13 protein-coding genes are annotated in these 15,333 nt (G+C 65.3%); 9 read left to right on the top strand and 4 right to left on the bottom strand.

From position 1 onward, the window contains the following. Nucleotides 1-29 precede the first annotated feature (29 nt). From EC912_RS05985 to EC912_RS05960, 6 genes are read left to right on the top strand one after another with little or no spacing between them, the layout of a single operon-like run. Nucleotides 30-1,022 (top strand): AAA family ATPase, encoded by a 993-nt coding sequence (locus EC912_RS05985; RefSeq protein WP_132142232.1) that lies wholly within the window; start codon nucleotides 30-32, stop codon nucleotides 1,020-1,022. Continuing rightward, the gene (locus EC912_RS05980; RefSeq protein ID WP_132142231.1) at nucleotides 1,019-1,954 is read left to right on the top strand and encodes a DUF58 domain-containing protein; all 936 of its coding nucleotides are present in this window, start codon (nucleotides 1,019-1,021) and stop codon (nucleotides 1,952-1,954) included. The genes EC912_RS05985 and EC912_RS05980 overlap by 4 nt, the downstream gene beginning before the upstream one ends. Further along, nucleotides 1,951-2,463 (top strand): DUF4381 family protein, encoded by a 513-nt coding sequence (locus tag EC912_RS05975; protein ID WP_132142230.1) that lies wholly within the window; start codon nucleotides 1,951-1,953, stop codon nucleotides 2,461-2,463. Before EC912_RS05980 ends, EC912_RS05975 begins: the two co-directional genes overlap by 4 nt. Beyond that, complete coding sequence (locus EC912_RS05970) at nucleotides 2,456-3,436, top strand: VWA domain-containing protein (RefSeq protein WP_132142824.1); 981 nt, start codon at nucleotides 2,456-2,458, stop codon at nucleotides 3,434-3,436. Before EC912_RS05975 ends, EC912_RS05970 begins: the two co-directional genes overlap by 8 nt. Continuing rightward, on the top strand, nucleotides 3,433-5,370 hold the full coding sequence (locus tag EC912_RS05965) for a tetratricopeptide repeat protein (protein ID WP_132142229.1): 1,938 nt from the start codon (nucleotides 3,433-3,435) through the stop codon (nucleotides 5,368-5,370). The genes EC912_RS05970 and EC912_RS05965 overlap by 4 nt, the downstream gene beginning before the upstream one ends. Beyond that, the gene (locus tag EC912_RS05960) at nucleotides 5,370-7,037 is read left to right on the top strand and encodes a BatD family protein (RefSeq protein WP_132142228.1); all 1,668 of its coding nucleotides are present in this window, start codon (nucleotides 5,370-5,372) and stop codon (nucleotides 7,035-7,037) included. The genes EC912_RS05965 and EC912_RS05960 overlap by 1 nt, the downstream gene beginning before the upstream one ends. A 44-nt stretch (nucleotides 7,038-7,081) precedes the next feature. Here the strand turns inward: EC912_RS05960 and EC912_RS05955 are convergent, their stop codons facing one another. Next, a complete protein-coding gene (locus EC912_RS05955) occupies nucleotides 7,082-7,594 on the bottom strand; it encodes an O-acetyl-ADP-ribose deacetylase (RefSeq protein WP_132142227.1) in 513 nt (170 codons plus the stop codon). A gap of 75 nt (nucleotides 7,595-7,669) precedes the next feature. Between EC912_RS05955 and EC912_RS05950 the strand changes: the two genes are divergently transcribed. The 3 genes from EC912_RS05950 (at nucleotide 7,670) to EC912_RS05940 (ending at nucleotide 12,505) form a co-directional block, all read left to right on the top strand. Next, nucleotides 7,670-8,131: a MarR family winged helix-turn-helix transcriptional regulator gene (locus EC912_RS05950; protein WP_132142226.1), complete on the top strand. Its 462-nt coding sequence runs from the start codon at nucleotides 7,670-7,672 to the stop codon at nucleotides 8,129-8,131. 134 nt (nucleotides 8,132-8,265) lie between these two features. Beyond that, the gene (locus EC912_RS05945) at nucleotides 8,266-9,402 is read left to right on the top strand and encodes an efflux RND transporter periplasmic adaptor subunit (RefSeq protein WP_132142225.1); all 1,137 of its coding nucleotides are present in this window, start codon (nucleotides 8,266-8,268) and stop codon (nucleotides 9,400-9,402) included. Nucleotides 9,403-9,412: 10 nt separating this feature from the next. Beyond that, nucleotides 9,413-12,505 carry an efflux RND transporter permease subunit gene (locus EC912_RS05940; RefSeq protein ID WP_132142224.1) on the top strand — a complete coding sequence of 1,031 codons (3,093 nt, stop codon included), beginning with the start codon at nucleotides 9,413-9,415 and terminating at the stop codon, nucleotides 12,503-12,505. 80 nt (nucleotides 12,506-12,585) lie between these two features. On the opposite strand, the gene EC912_RS05935 is transcribed toward EC912_RS05940, so the two are convergent. The 3 genes from EC912_RS05935 to EC912_RS05925 form a co-directional block, all read right to left on the bottom strand. Continuing rightward, nucleotides 12,586-14,028 carry a M20/M25/M40 family metallo-hydrolase gene (locus tag EC912_RS05935; protein WP_132142223.1) on the bottom strand — a complete coding sequence of 481 codons (1,443 nt, stop codon included), beginning with the start codon at nucleotides 14,026-14,028 and terminating at the stop codon, nucleotides 12,586-12,588. Nucleotides 14,029-14,123: 95 nt separating this feature from the next. Next, nucleotides 14,124-14,528, bottom strand: coding sequence for a large-conductance mechanosensitive channel protein MscL (gene mscL / locus EC912_RS05930; RefSeq protein ID WP_132142222.1), 405 nt, complete (start codon nucleotides 14,526-14,528; stop codon nucleotides 14,124-14,126). Nucleotides 14,529-14,594: 66 nt separating this feature from the next. Further along, a complete protein-coding gene (locus EC912_RS05925) occupies nucleotides 14,595-15,281 on the bottom strand; it encodes a fumarylacetoacetate hydrolase family protein (RefSeq protein WP_132142221.1) in 687 nt (228 codons plus the stop codon). Nucleotides 15,282-15,333: the final 52 nt, after the last annotated feature.

Genomic DNA, 15,333 nt, shown 5'->3' with positions numbered 1-15,333 from the left:
CACCCTCGTTCCATGTCTCGAGATCCCCTATGTCCCTACCCGAAGTCGTCGCCACGCCCCTCCAGGACGCGTTCGTCCGTCTGCGCGAGGAGCTCGGGCGTAGCATCATCGGTCAGCCGCATCTGGTCGAATGCCTCCTGATCGCCCTCCTGGCCGACGGGCACCTGCTCGTCGAAGGCGCACCGGGGTTGGCCAAGACGACGGCGATCAAGGCGTTGGCAACCCGGATCGAGGCCGATTTCCATCGTATCCAGTTCACGCCGGACCTGTTGCCGGCCGATCTCACGGGTACCGATATCTTCCGGCCGCAGACTGGCGCATTCGAATTCGAGCGCGGCCCGTTGTTCCATAACATCGTGCTTGCCGACGAAATCAATCGCGCGCCCGCCAAGGTGCAGTCCGCGTTGCTCGAAGCGATGGCCGAGCGGCAGATCACCATCGGTCGCCGCACGTGGCCGCTGCCCGAACTCTTCATGGTGATGGCCACGCAGAATCCGATCGAGCAGGAGGGCACGTTCGCGCTGCCCGAAGCGCAGCTCGACCGGTTCCTGATGCACGTGACCATCGGTTATCCGGACGCCGACGCGGAGCTGGCGATCCTGCGCCTTGCACGCGAGCAGGCGCGCGAGGCGATGCATCCGGTACCGCCGCCGGCGCATGTCCTGCGTCCGGAGGACGTATTCGCGGCGCGCGATGCGGTTCTCGCCATACATGTCGCGCCCGCGCTGGAGCTGTACATCACGCAGCTGGTCGTGGCGACGCGTCGCGCGGAAGTCTACGGCCCCGAACTGAAGCGCTGGATCGCCTGGGGCGCGAGTCCTCGTGCCAGCATCGCGCTGGATCGTTGCGCCCGTGCGCGCGCATGGCTGGCCGGGCGCGCTTATGCGCTGCCGGAAGACGTGCATGCGGTGGCTCACGAAGTGCTGCGTCATCGCGTGCTGCCCAGCTACGAGGCGGAAGCGGAGGGCGTGAAGATCGACAGCGTCATCGATCGCCTGCTGGATCTCGTACCGCTGCCGTGAACGCCAGCGTCTCCATGAACCGCGATGGCGATGGACAGGTCAGCGTCAGTCTCGCCGAACTGATCGCGCTCCGCGCGCGGGTGGCGCGTGCGCCTTCGCCGCCGGTCGTATCGCGCGCCGCGCGCCGCGGCCAGCAACCCAGCCGGTTGCATGGGCGCGGCATGGACTATGCCGAATCGCGTATCTACCAGCCCGGCGACGATGTGCGCCGGCTCGACTGGCGATTGACCGCGCGTAGCGGAAGCCTGCATACCAAGCTCTTTCAGGAAGAACGGGAAGGGCGCCTGCTGATTCTGCTGGACACCAATGCGGGCATGCGTTTCGGTACCCGCGTCCGTTTCAAATCCGTGCAGGCCGCGCGTGCCGCGGCCGTAGCAGCGTGGTACGCGGTACGCGGTGGCGATCGCGTCGGCGTGCTGGCCTTCGGTGCGGAACGTCACCTGCTGCGTCCTCGTGGCGGGGCGCGGGGCGCACTTGCCGCCCTGGGGGCTATCGCCGCGTGGGACGCACGCGCCGACGATGCTGGCTTCGAATCCCTGTCCGGTGCCTTGCAGCGTGCGGGACGCCTCATGCACGGTGCCAGCCGCGTGCTGCTGATCAGCGATGGCTTCAGCTGCGACGACGGTGCGCGCGGTCCACTGCTCGATCTGATGCGTCGCGCGGATGTCGCCGTACTCACCGTGGCCGATGCGATGGAACTGGCCGCGCCGCCACCGGGGCGTTATCCGCTCGCCCACGAGGGAAAGCATTACGACGTCGTCCTGCACGCGACGCGTCAGCGCGATGATTTTGCACTCGCGCTCGGCCAGGGACGGATGAAACTCGAAGCGCTCGCCACCGCTACCGGCCTGCGACAGCGCACGATCGACACCGTCGTCGATCCTCTGGACGCGACCATCGCGCTGCTCGGCGCGAGGGGACGCGGCCCGTGATCCTTCCCAACGGCCCCGAACTTCGCGACATCCACGTGCCGACGGTCAGTGCGTGGTGGCCGCTCGCACCCGGATGGTGGGTGCTTATCGCATTGCTCCTGCTTGCGATCGTACTGCTCGCACTATGGCTGCGCGGACGTCGCCGTCAGCGTCGTTTCGTGCATGCGGCGCTCGGCGATCTGCGTGCGGCGGAAGCGCGTTACGCCCGCGATGGCGAGGTTGCCGCGTTCGTCGCGGCGACATCGCAGTTGCTCCGTCGTATCGCACGCGCGCGCAGGCCGGCATCGGTAAGCCGTCGCGGCGAGGCATGGCGTCATGTTCTCGGCGAACTCGCGCCGGGTGTCGATATCGATCGGCTCGCGGCGCTGGACGACGCGTTGTATGCACCTGCTGTCGAACTGGATGTCGATGCTGTGGCGCGCGACCTGCGCGCATGGGCAGCCGTGGCGCTCGCATCGACAGAACGGGCCGCGCGCGGGATGGGGGAGGTTGCGCATGCTCCTGCCTGAGTTCGCGTGGCCCTGGTTGTTCCTCGTGCTGCCGCTTCCCTTCGTCGTCCGTCGTGTATGGCGTCCCGCCGCGCCGGCGCAGGCACTCAATCTTCCGCATCCCGGGTTGGTACTGACGCAGGCAAGCCGCGCACGCCCTTCCACCAGCGCCGTCCTGCTGTTCGCGCTGGCATGGTGCTGCCTGGTCGTCGCGGCGGCGCGTCCGCAGTGGCTGGGGCCGCCGCAGCCGCAGCAGCGCAGTGGCCGCGCCACGATGCTCGCGGTGGATCTGTCCGGAAGCATGTCGCGCGAAGACATGCTGCTCGCCGGACAACAGGTAAGCCGCTTCGCCGCGGTCGAAGCCATCGCGGGCGATTTCATCGACCGGCGTGCCGGCGACGAAGTGGGTCTGATCCTGTTTGGTTCGCAGGCCTACCTGGTGACGCCGCTGACTTACGACCTGGACGCCGTGCGCGCCCAGTTACACGGTGCGGTGGTCGGTTTGCCGGGCACCGAGACGGCCATCGGCGATGCGCTCGCTGTCGCTGTCAAACGCCTCATTGCCCTTCCCGAGCAGGCACGCGTCGTCGTGCTGTTGACTGACGGTGTGAACAACGCCGGCTCGATCTCGCCCGCGGAAGCCGCCAAGGCGGCGAAGGCTGCCGGCGTTCGCATCTACACCATCGGCATCGGCGCGAATGCAATGCGTGTGCCGGACTTCTTCGGTAGCCGCGTCATCAATCCGTCGGCCGATCTCGATGTCGGCATGCTTACCGATATCGCGAACCAGACCGGCGGCCGCTTCTTCCGCGCTACGGATACCGATCAGTTGGCCCAGGCATATCGCGCTATCGACGCACTCGAACCGATGCCGCAGGCAGGCCAGCCGTTACGTCCTCATTACGAACTGTTTCGCTGGCCGCTGCTGGCGGCCATGGTGCTGCTCGCGCTTGCCGCGTTACCGCGTTTCGTCGGGCCAGAGGTGCGCACATGAGCACCCTGTTCGGCTCGTTTCATTTCCTGCAACCGGCGTGGCTGTTGTTGCTGCCTGTCGTGGTTTTCGTCGCATGGCTGACCGGTCGTCGTTCCGGCGAGCAGCGCGTGCTCGCGCGGCTTGCCGATCCGGCGTTGCTACCGTATCTGCTCGACGGCGCGCCGAATCGCTCGCGCTTCGCTCCGCTGGCCTTGCTGGCGTCGGGCCTGCTCGCGACGATCGCTCTCGCCGGTCCTGCCTGGGACCGGCAGGTACAACCGCTTTTCGCACAGCGTTCCGCGCAGGTCGTGGCGATGTCGATGTCGCCGCACATGCTTTCGCGCGACGTCGTGCCCGATCGGCTGAGTCGCGCGCGATTCAAGGTTCGCGATCTGTTCGCCGCTCATCATGACGGTCTGAACGGACTCGTCGCCTATGCGGGCGAAGCGTTCGTGGTGGCACCGCTGACCTCGGATGCGCGCAGCGTCGACGATCTCCTGAATGCGTTGTCTCCGGACACGATGCCCGCGGAAGGCGACGACCCGGGCAGGGCCATCGATCAGGCGGTCGAACTGATTCGTCATGCCGACGTATCGGGTGGCTCCATCGTCCTGGTCACCGATCGTGCGGACGCCGGCGCGGTGGCCGCCGCCCGGCGCGCGCGCGCGGCAGGACGAAGGGTTTCCGTGCTGGGCGTAGGAACCGCGCAGGGCGCACCGATCGCCACCGGCGATGGCGGATTCGTGAAAGATGCTTCCGGCAACGTCGTCATGGCGGCGCGCGACGACACATCGCTCGCCGCGGTCGCCGCCGCGGGCGGCGGTCGCTACGTGCCGATTGCTTCGGGTCACGAAGACACCGACGCCCTGGCGGCGCAGGTCGATGACGTGGCGGGCGCGGAAGCGGTCGCCGGTGCGAAGGGCGGCGAATGGCAGGATCGCGGTCCCTGGTTCCTGCTGCCGTTGTTGCCCCTGCTCGCGCTAGTCTTCAGGCGCGGCTGGCTGCTGGTGCTGGTGCTGGCGCTGGCTTTCATGCCTCTCGTTCCGGGTCGCGCGCACGCCGACGGTATCGAGGATCTGTTCCGCACGCGCGATCAGCAGGCTGCGAACGCACTCGCCAGCGGCGATGCCAAACGTGCCCAGTCTCTGGCGCATAGCGATGCGTTGCGTGGCGCCGCCGCTTACCGCGCTGGCGACTACGCGGGCGCCTCGGCGGCGTTGAACGGACAGCAGGGCGCGCAGGCTCAGTACAACCTCGGCAACGCGCTGGCGAAGCAGGGGCGCTACGACGATGCGATTGCCGCATACGATCGCGCCCTCGGGACCGATCCGTCGCTGGACGACGCAAAAGCCAATCGCAAGGCGGTCGAGGACTGGCTGCAACAGCAGAAAAAACAGGAGCAGAAAAAGTCGGGCGACAACGACAAGGACGGTTCGAAGAAGCCCGATAAGCCCGGTGGTTCCGATCAGCAGGGACAGCAGGGCGACAAACAGGACAACGGACAGGAAGGCGACCAGTCGAAGGACGGTAAGGACGCCCGCGACGGTAGCGAAGGCCAGAAGGAAGGCGGCGAAGCGGGTCCGCAGGGCAAGCCGGGCGACAAGGATCGCGACGACGGCAAGTCCGCTGGAGACAAGCAATCGCCTGCGGGGGCACCGCAAGGCAACGCCGATGCGAAAACCGCGGAGCAGAAAGCCGAAGCGCAAAAAGCCCAGCAGGCGTTGAAGGAGCGCATGGACGCCGCACTCGCCCGTGGCGATGCCAACAAGGACGCGAAGCCCACCGACCATGAGGTGCACGATCTTGGCGCCGAAGCGCCCGGCGATGCCACGCAGAAACTTCCGCAGGAAGTGCGCCAGGCATTGCAGCGCGTGCCCGACGATCCCGGCGGTCTGTTGCGACGCAAGTTCATGCTCGAATACCAGCGCCGTCATGGCGTCGGACCGGAGGAATAATGTCGCGAAGGATCCTCGTGCTGTTCGCGCTGATCTGCGCGCCGTATCTCGCACTGGCGCAGGCGCCGGGCGTGCGCGCATCGCTCGATCGCACCGACGTGGGCGTTGGAGAAACCGTCACGCTGAACATCGAAGCCGATGCTTCGGTGGATATCGATTCACCCGATCTGACGCCGCTCGGCACCGATTTCGTCGTGCTCGGTACGCAGGTCAGTCGATCGCTCAGTGTCGTCAACGGGCAGCGTCGTGCGCGGGCGGTATTGGGCATCGCGCTGCGCCCTCGTCACGAGGGACACATCACCGTTCCGGCGCTGACCATCGGCGGGCAGCGAACGCCGGCTCTCGAACTGAATGTCGACGCGACGGATCCCAACGCGCCGGCCCGCTCGAATGCGACCGTTTTCCTCGACGTCAAAACCGACACCACGCATGCGTATGTCGGTCAGCAGATCGATTACACGCTGCGTCTTTATTACGGCGTGCGACTGGCCGACGGCACGCTGGGCGATCCGGGCGCCGATGGCACGGACATCCGCCGCGTCGGCCAGGACGTAACGTTCCAGACCCAGCGCGGCGGCCGTACGTTCAACGTCATCGAACGCCACTACGCCATCATGCCGCAGCGCGCCGGCACGCTTCAGATCGGGCCGCCGACCTTCCAGGGTACCGCGGTCGACGCGGAAGATCCGGGCGCATTCTTCGGCGCGGGCACACCGGTCAACGCCGTCGGGCAGCCGCAGAAAATCGAGATAAGCGCGAAGCCGGCGACAGCCGGGGAGGGCGCGTGGCTGCCGGCCCGCGAACTGACGCTCAACATCGGTGGATGGCCGCAGGATGGGAAAGCGGGGGTGGGGCAGCCGGTCACCCTGACGATGCGTCTGCAGGCCACGGGCATTCCCTTCGAGGCGCTGCCGGCGTTGTCGCTGCCGCCGATCGACGGTGCGGACGTCTATCCGGATAAACCGAATACCGGCGGCGCGAACAGCGGTCCATGGATAACAGGCTGGCGCGAGCAGGGTTTCGCTGTCGTGCCCAGTCGTGCGGGGACGCTGCATATTCCCGAGACCACCCTGCACTGGTGGAACGTCCAGACGGATCGTCTGGAAACCGCGCGCATTCCGGCGCACGACCTCGAGGTCACGGGAGGTGCGGCTGCTGCGCCGACGTCGGTCGCTCCGGCGCACACGGGTACCGTTGCGCCGCCGGTCGCGGTGGCTCCATCGGCTTCGGGCTTTCCCTGGCGCTGGCTTTTCTTGGGCGCGCTGGGACTCTGGGCACTGACGATGCTTGCGTGGTTCGTTACGGCGCGCCGGCGTCCAGCGCCGGCGAGCGGCGGAAAACCAGCATCCGCGCCCGTGCGCGATCACGGCAAGCGACGCGAGGCTTTCGTCGCCACGACACACGGCGAGGACCTGGCTGCACAGGAGTCGACGCTTCTCGCCTGGGCACGCGTCGCGCATCCCGAACTCAGAAGCCTGGGTGCGTTGTTGCCGCTACTTGGCGATGGCGCGCAGCGCGACGCCGTCGCGGCGTTGCAGCGGGCACGCTTTGGCGGGGGAACGGTCGATGGCGCCGCGCTGCGGGCGGCTTTTGCGCAGGGGTTTGTCTGGATAGTCGATACGGTTTCGAAAAGCGACGATCCGCTGCCGCCGCTTTATCCTCGATGAGGCTTCGCGGCGGCCTTCCGGAAGCGTAAAGCGAACGTACGCGACTACACCCCAAGCGCCTTGGAAAAAGCGCCAGTCGCCACATTCCCAAACGTACAAAACACCACCCGCTCCGGCCCATCCATCGCGGCGCGCACACAACGTACCGCGATCGCTGCGGCCTCATCGAGCGGATAGCCGAAAACCCCGCAACTGATCGCCGGAAAGGCGATCGAGCGGAGGCCGTGTGCCTGGGCCAACGCCAGGCTGTTCCGGTAGCACGCCGCCAACCGACCGGCTTCCCCGTCCCCGCCGCCGTGCCAGACCGGCCCCACGGTGTGGATGACGAAGCGCGCCGGAAGGTCGAAGCCAGGCGTGATGCGGGCCTCCCCGGTGGGGCAGCGCACGCCGGGGCGGACCTCGGGCAGCGCCCGGCAGGCCGCGAGAAGGCGGAGTCCCGCCGCGCGATGGATGGCCCCATCGACGCCGCCACCTCCAAGAAGCGACTCGTTTGCCGCGTTTACGATCGCATCCACGTTCAGGATCGTGATGTCGCTTTCCAGCAAATCGATGTCCATTCGTCCTCCGACGCGGCAATTAGTTACGATGGGCGCCTTGCCACCCCAAGGCCCCAGCGGCCAGTATCGAAGGTTATGCCCGAGACCCTTAAATCAGAAGACATGTCGTTCGGTTACCTGATCAACGACGTGACCTTACTTTTCCGCAAGCATTTCGATCGCCGAGCCGTGCGTTTCGGACTGACCCGTGCCCAATGGCGCGCGCTGAAAGCGCTGCATCGCCATCCGGGCCAGCGGCAGAACGAGCTGGCGGAGCAACTGGAAATGGAACCCATCGCGGTGGGACGCGTCATCGACCGCCTGCAGGCGGCGGGATTCGTCGAGCGCCGCCCCGACCCGCGCGACCGCCGTGCGTGGCGATTGCACGACACCGAACAGGCTCGTGGCGTGATCGACGGCATGGACGAGATTGCCCGCGGTCTCAGGCTGGATGCCCATAACGGCATTTCCCACGCGGACCTGGTAACGACCATGAATGTGCTCAATCGCATGAAAGATAACCTCCAGGCGCTGGATAATCCGGCCGACGGGGACTGACCCCTTCTTGGGGCAGCGTCAACGCGCGCGCCGTTTACACGTTTTTACTGGCCGATGGCCGACCCACCCGCTGTCGTCACGGGCGTTGCCCTGGACGACATCCCTGGACCGCAGCCGGTCCGGCCGGAGTACACATGCAGCGTTCCCCAAGGAAGAAACTTCTCCTGTTGACCGGACTGCTCGTCGTTGCGGTTATCGCGTTCGCGATCTGGCGACACGTGGGCGGAAAGGGTGGCGACGCGGGGACCGCGAAGCCGGCCGCGAGCGCCGCGGTTCCCGTCACGGTGGCGACCGCGACGCGTGGCGATATCGATCTGTCGCTGAAGGTTATCGGCCGTGCCGAGGCCTATTCGACCGTCAACATCCGTTCGCGTGTGAATGGGCAGCTTGAATCGCTGGCGTTCACGCCCGGTGCGCACGTGCGCAAGGGCGACGTACTCGCGCGTATCGACCCGCGCCCGCTGAAGGCAGCACTGGACCAGGCCAAAGGGAACATCGCGCGCGACCAGGCGCAACTGGTGAAGGCCGAGGCCGATCTTTCGCGCTATCAGAACATGCTTGGCAAGGGATTCGTTTCGCGTGCCGATTTCGATCTGTACAAAGCGAACCTCGGCGTGGCCCGCGCCGCGCTGGAAAGCGACCGCGCCGCCGCGCAGGCCGCGCAGGTGCAACTGGATTTCACGACCGTCTCCGCGCCATTCGATGGCGTGACGGGTGCGCCGCTGGCGTATCCCGGCGCGACGCTCTCGGCCGATACCACGGACATCGTCGTGCTGAACGAGATCGATCCGATTCGCGTCGCCTTCTCCATCCCCGAGGACAGCCTTCCCTCCGTGCGCACGACATTGCGTCGCGGTGCGATGCCGGTCACGGCACGGGTCACGGGCGACAAGGGCGCGCCGCTGACCGGCGAACTGGAATTCATCGATAACGCTGTCGACATCACCACGGGCACGATCGTGCTGAAGGGCCGATTCGACAACGCCGATGGCCGCCTGACCTCCGGTCAGTTCGCCGAGGTGACCTTGCCGACCACCCGCCTCAGCGACGCGGTCAGCATTCCGGTCGTGGCGTTGCAGAGTTCGACGGAAGGGAGCTTCGTCTTTATCGTCAAAGCGGACAATACCGTCGAACAGCGCAGCATTGTCGTCGGCCCGACCAGTAACGACCATGTCGTCATCGACAAGGGCGTGGCTGCGGGAGAACGCGTGGTGACCGAAGGACAGATGCTGCTCGTCGACGGCGCGCACATCCGCGTCGAAAAGAACTGAGGGTTCCGTCGTGACCCTGCCCGAACTCTGTATACGCCGCCCCGTCATGACCACGCTGCTGATGGCGGCACTGGTTATTTTCGGTATCGCCGCGTATCCGAAGCTGCCGGTCAACGAATTGCCCAACGTCGATTTCCCGACGATCAACATCAGCGCGAACCTGCCCGGAGCGTCGCCCGAGACAATGGCCTCGTCGGTGGCGACGCCGCTCGAAGCGCAGTTGTCGACGATCGCGGGCATCGATTCCATGAGCTCCAGCAGTTCGCTGGGTTCGACATCCATCACCGTCACGTTCACGCTGGACCGCAGCATCGACGCGGCAGCGCAGGACGTTCAGGCCGCCATCTCGGCGGCACTGCGGCAGTTGCCCCAGGACATGCCGACGCCGCCGACCTTCCGGAAGGTGAATCCGGCCGACGCGCCGATCCTGTTCCTGACCATGCAGTCGTCGACACTGCCGCTGTCGACCGTCGACGACTACGCCGAAACCGAACTCGCGCAGCGGCTGTCGATGGTCGACGGTGTCGCGCAGGTCAACGTATACGGGTCGCAGAAGTACGCCGTGCGTATCAACGTAGACCCCGACCGCCTTGCTGCGACGGGTATCGGCGTCGATCAGGTGCGCAATGCGGTCGCTGCCGCCAACGTCAACAAGGCGACCGGTTCCCTCAACGGCAGCCGGCAGCTGCTGTCGATCCGTTCGGATGGCCAGCTCATGCGCGCCGCCGATTACGGGCAGATCGTCGTGGCCTACCGCAACGGTGCGCCGGTGCGCCTGGGTGATATCGCCTCGCCGCGCGACAGCGTGCAGGACGATCAGAAGGCCAGCTGGTTCAACGGCGGCCGGACCATCACGCTGGCTATCCAGCGTCAGCCCGGCGCCAATACCGTACAGACGGTCGACAATATTCTCGCGTTGTTGCCCGCATTCACCGAAACCCTGCCGCCGTCGGTAAGGCTGGATGTGATGTACGACCGCTCGCAATCCATTCGCGAATCGGTGCACGACGTGCAGTTCACGCTGGTCCTTGCCGGTGTGCTGGTCGTGCTGGTGATCTATCTGTTCCTCGGCAACGCATCGGCCACGCTGATTCCGGCGATTGCGCTGCCCATCTCCGTGCTCGGCACCTTCGGCGCGATGTTCGCATTGGGATACAGCCTCGATAATCTTTCACTGCTGGCGCTGACCCTTGCGGTGGGTTTCGTGGTCGACGATGCGATCGTGATGCTCGAGAACATCATGCGGCACATCGAAGCCGGCGAAAAACCTTATGAGGCGGCGGTGAAGGGGGCGACCGAAATCGGGTTCACCATCTTCTCGATGACGCTATCGCTGGTCGCGGTCTTCATCCCTGTCATGTTCATGGGCGGCATCGTCGGCCGGCTTTTCCACGAATTCGCCGTCGTGATCAGCGTGTCGATCCTGATTTCCGGCTTTGTTTCCATCACGCTGACACCGATGCTGTGCAGCCGCTTCGTACGCGCGCACGATCACAACAAGCGCATCTTCGTGGTCGTGTGGTTCGATCGGGGATTCCTGGCCGTACAGAACGGTTACACCCGGACGCTGGCCTGGTGCATGGGGCATCCGCGTTCGGTGCTTCTCGTGTTCGCACTGAGTCTTGCCGCGACCGGCCTGTTGTTCTTCATCGTACCGAAGGACTTCATTCCCGCCGGCGACAGCGGCCAACTGCGCGTGACGACCGAAGGCCCGACGGATATCTCCTTCGCCGCTATGTCGGCAAGACAGCAGGTGCTGGCGAAAATCGCGGGCGACGATCCGAACATCGAAGCAGTTATGTCCAGCGTCGGTGCGGGCGGTGCGCGTGCGACGGCAAATTCCGGCTCGATGCTTCTGCGGCTGAAGCCGGCGAGCGATCGCGACACCACGCCCGACGAGATCACCCAGGAACTGCGCCACAAGTTCGCGGCCGTGCCGGGCATCCGCACTTATATCCAGAATCCGCCGGCCATCCAGGTGGGTGGCCGTCAATCCAAGGCCCAGTACCAGTACACGGTACAGTCGACCGATCTGAACTCCTTGTACGACTGGTCGGGTCGTTTGATGAATGCATTCCAGAAGCTCCCGGGTTTCCAGGACGTCACCAGCGATCTCGATCTGAACAGTCCGTCGATGGTGGTGACGGTCAACCGCGACAAGCTGGCGCCGCTGGGCCTGACGATGGACCAGGTGCAGACGGCGCTCGGTACCGCGTTCGGACAGGGTCAGATATCCACGATTTACGGCGCGGCGACGCAGTACTGGGTGATTCTCCAGGTCGAACGCCGCATGCAGGACGATCCGGCGGTGCTGTCGAAGCTGTACGTCACGTCCAGTACCGGCAAATCGATTCCTCTCGATACCGTCGCCCGCTTCGAGCGCAAACCGCAGGTGCTCACTGTGAATCACCAGGGTCAGCTACCGGCTGTCACGGTGTCGTTCAATCTGGCGCCGGGTGTCTCGCTGAGTACGGCCGTCGCACAGATCGATCAGGCGACAAAACAGCTTGGCTTGCCCGCAACTCTGAGCGGCAGCGTGCAGGGCACGGCGCAGGCCTTCCAGGATTCGGTCAAGGGCATGGGTATGCTCCTGCTGCTGGCTGTGTTCGTGATCTATCTGGTGCTGGGCATTCTCTACGAAAGCTTCATCCATCCGCTCACGATTCTTTCCGGCCTTCCCGCCGCGGCTGTCGGCGCGCTGCTGACCCTGGTGATCTTCAACGCGTCGCTCGATCTGTTCGCATTCGTCGGCATCGTGATGCTGGTCGGCATCGTGAAGAAGAACGCGATCATGATGATCGACTTCGCACTTGAGCGTCAGCGCGACGAGGGCATGGACCCGGCGAAGGCCATCGCCGAAGCCTGCCGCGTGCGTTTCCGCCCCATCATGATGACGACGATGGCCGCGTTCGCCGGCACCTTGCCGATCGCGCTCGGCATCGGCGCGGGCGCGGAAACCCGGCGCCCGCTGGGTCTGGCCGTGGTTGGCGGTCTGGTGGTATCGCAGATCCTGACGCTCTACCTCACGCCGGTGATCTATCTGTATATGAATCGTTTGCAGGAAAAGCTGGGCAAACCGCGCGACATTGCCGCGGAGGTGTAACGCGGCCTTCCGGGCTCATACACAAGGTGTCCGGCGCGACGGTGTCTGGCGCGTCCCAGGAGAGACGCGCCAGTTCTTACTCAGTCGCGCGCGCCGTCATTGGCAAACGCATTCGGTGCCGAGCCGAAGTCGCCGTTGGCCTGGGCGGCCATGTACGAGAACACGGCGTACACGGCGACGTTCTGGGCCAGATCCTTCGGATCGATCTTGTCCAGCGTGTCGTTCGCCGTGTGGTGGTAGTCGAAATAGTCGGTACCGTCCTGCGTGAGCGACAGCGCGGCCATGCCCTTGCCGTGCATCTGCGACAGGTCGGAACCGCCGCCACCCGGTTTCGTGGCGTCGTAGGCGACACCCAGGGGTTCGATGACCTTGGCGATCTGTTCGATGGCGCCGCGTGCTTCCGGCTTTACGCTCGCCGTCATGCGCCAGATCTTGCCGGAACCGAAATCGGATTCCGTACCGAGCTGGTGCTTCGCCACATCCTTGGCATGCTGGTCGGCATAGGCACGACCGCCCCACAGACCCATCTCCTCGTTCGCGAAAGCGATCACGCGAATCGTGCGGTCCGGACGCTGCGGCATGTCCTTGATGAGCTTGGCGGCCGCCATGGCGATGGCCACGCCCGCGCCGTCGTCGATGGCGCCCGTGCCGAGATCCCATGAATCCAGATGTCCGCCGATGGCGACGACCTGATCGGGATGCTTGCGGCCGGTGATCTCGCCGATGACGTTGGCGCCGGTATAGGTGCCGTTGAAACCGACATCGAGGTCTAGCTTCAGTGTCACCGGCTTGCCGCTGGCCAGGACGCGTTCAAGCTGGTCGGCGTCCGGCAGCGAGAGCGCGGCGGCCGGAATGGCCTGCTTCTCGTCGCGGAATCCGGTCACGCCCGTGTGCGGTGTGCGGCTGTGTGCATCCGTGCCGGCGGAGCGCAGGAGATAAGCGGCCGCGCCTTTCTGGGCGGCAAGGACGGCACCGAGTGTGCGAGTGGCCGAGCCCATACCGTAATCGTGCCCGTCCTTCTGACGCTGCATGTGGGTGCTGACGTAGACGATCTTGCCCTTGATCGTGGCTGCATCCGCTGCCTTCAGGGCATCGAGGTCCGCGAAGCCGACGACATCGGCAGTCAGGCCGCCCTTGGGCGTGCCTGCGGAGTAGCCAAGCGCAGTCAGCGTCAGCGGCTGAGGATAGGGCGACACGATCGCGCCGTGCTCGCTGCGGCGCTCCCAAAGCGGGTAGGTCACCTTCTCGGTATAGACCTTGTCGAAGCCGAGTTCCTTGAACTTAGCCACGGCCCATGCACGGCCGCGCTCGTCGTTCGGGCTGCCCGCGACGCGCGGACCGACTTCCGTCGTCAGCGACTCGACGACCTTGTATGCCGTCTGGTCGGTCACGGCGCGATCGCGCAGCTGTTCGGCTGCGCTGACCGCTTTTGCGGGAATAGTGGTGGCCTTATCGGCGGCCTGCGCCGATAAGGCAAGCGACAGGCCAAGTGCCAGCGCGTGGAAGCGAACGATACGGTTCATGGGGACCCCCGGTGGGAAAGTCCCGATTATGTGTCTATTCGACTCACGTACTTCTAGGCCGAAGGTCACGGTTTTGGAGGTGGATCCCGCTCCGCTTACTTCTGTCGATCCGCTTTCAGCAGGTCGCGGATTTCCTGCAGGACCACCACGTCCGGCGGCGTGACAGGAGCGGCGGCTTCGCGACGCGTCATGCGGTTGATCGCCTTGACGACGAGGAAGATGGCGAACGCGATGATGACGAACTGGATCAGCACGTTGATGAAGACACCGTACTGAACGGCGACCTCGGCCGTCTTGGTGGTCGGGTCGCCCGCCTTGAGCACCCACTTCCAGTCGGAGAAGTCGATACCGCCAATCAGATAGCCGATGGGCGGCATGATGATGTTGTCGACCAGCGCCGTGACGATCTTGCCGAAGGCGGCACCGATCACCACACCGACAGCCAGGTCGACTACGTTGCCACGCAGCGCGAATGTCTTGAATTCCGAAATAAGGCTCATCGGTTGTTGCTCCTCGTGTGCGGTGGGCGAAAACTAATCGTTTATATGTAAGCAGGGCGCGAAACGTCAGATTACCTTGCCGGAGAGCGTCGCGAAGCCGACCAGCTCGGCTTCGTAACGATCGCCCCGTTGAAGCGCCGATACGCCCGCGGGCGTGCCGGTGAAAATGAGATCGCCCGCTTTCAGTTCGAACAGCTTCGACAATGCCGCGATGATATGGGGTACGTCCAGGAGCATGTCGCCCAGCGTGGCCCGCTGGCGCACATCCCCGTTTATCCGAAGGGTAATCTCCGTTTCGGGGCCGGGTACCCCGGTTTCGGCAGCGCGCAGCGCGGATACCGGCGCCGAATGGTCGAAACCCTTCGCAACGTCCCACGGAGCGCCCTTGGCTTTCGCCTGTGCCTGCAGGTCGCGGCGGGTCAGGTCCAGGCCCACGCCATAGCCCCAGATCAGGCCGGCGGCGTCGGCAGGGGCGATGTCGCTGCCACCGGCCTTCAGGGCCACGACCATCTCGACTTCGTGATGAAGATCGCTGGTGACGGACGGATAGGGCAGGTCGGCCCCGTCGGTTACCACGGCATCCGCGGGTTTGCAGAAAAACATGGGGTTTGCCGTATCCGCCGTGGCGCCCATTTCCCTGGCGTGGTCGGCGTAATTCCGGCCGATGCAGAAGATGCGGCGTACGGGGAAGCGCAGGTCGCTTCCCTGGACGGGGACTGTCGGGGCGGTGGGGGCGGTGATGATGGTGGTCATGGGGGAAGGGTAGCGGGCGTGGGCGATGTCGGGAAGCGCATGCCTCTGCGTC

This window comes from Luteibacter rhizovicinus, from assembly GCF_004342265.1.
Classification (GTDB): Bacteria; Pseudomonadota; Gammaproteobacteria; order Xanthomonadales; family Rhodanobacteraceae; genus Luteibacter; species Luteibacter rhizovicinus_B.
This window is presented reverse-complemented; position numbering and strand designations above follow the sequence as displayed.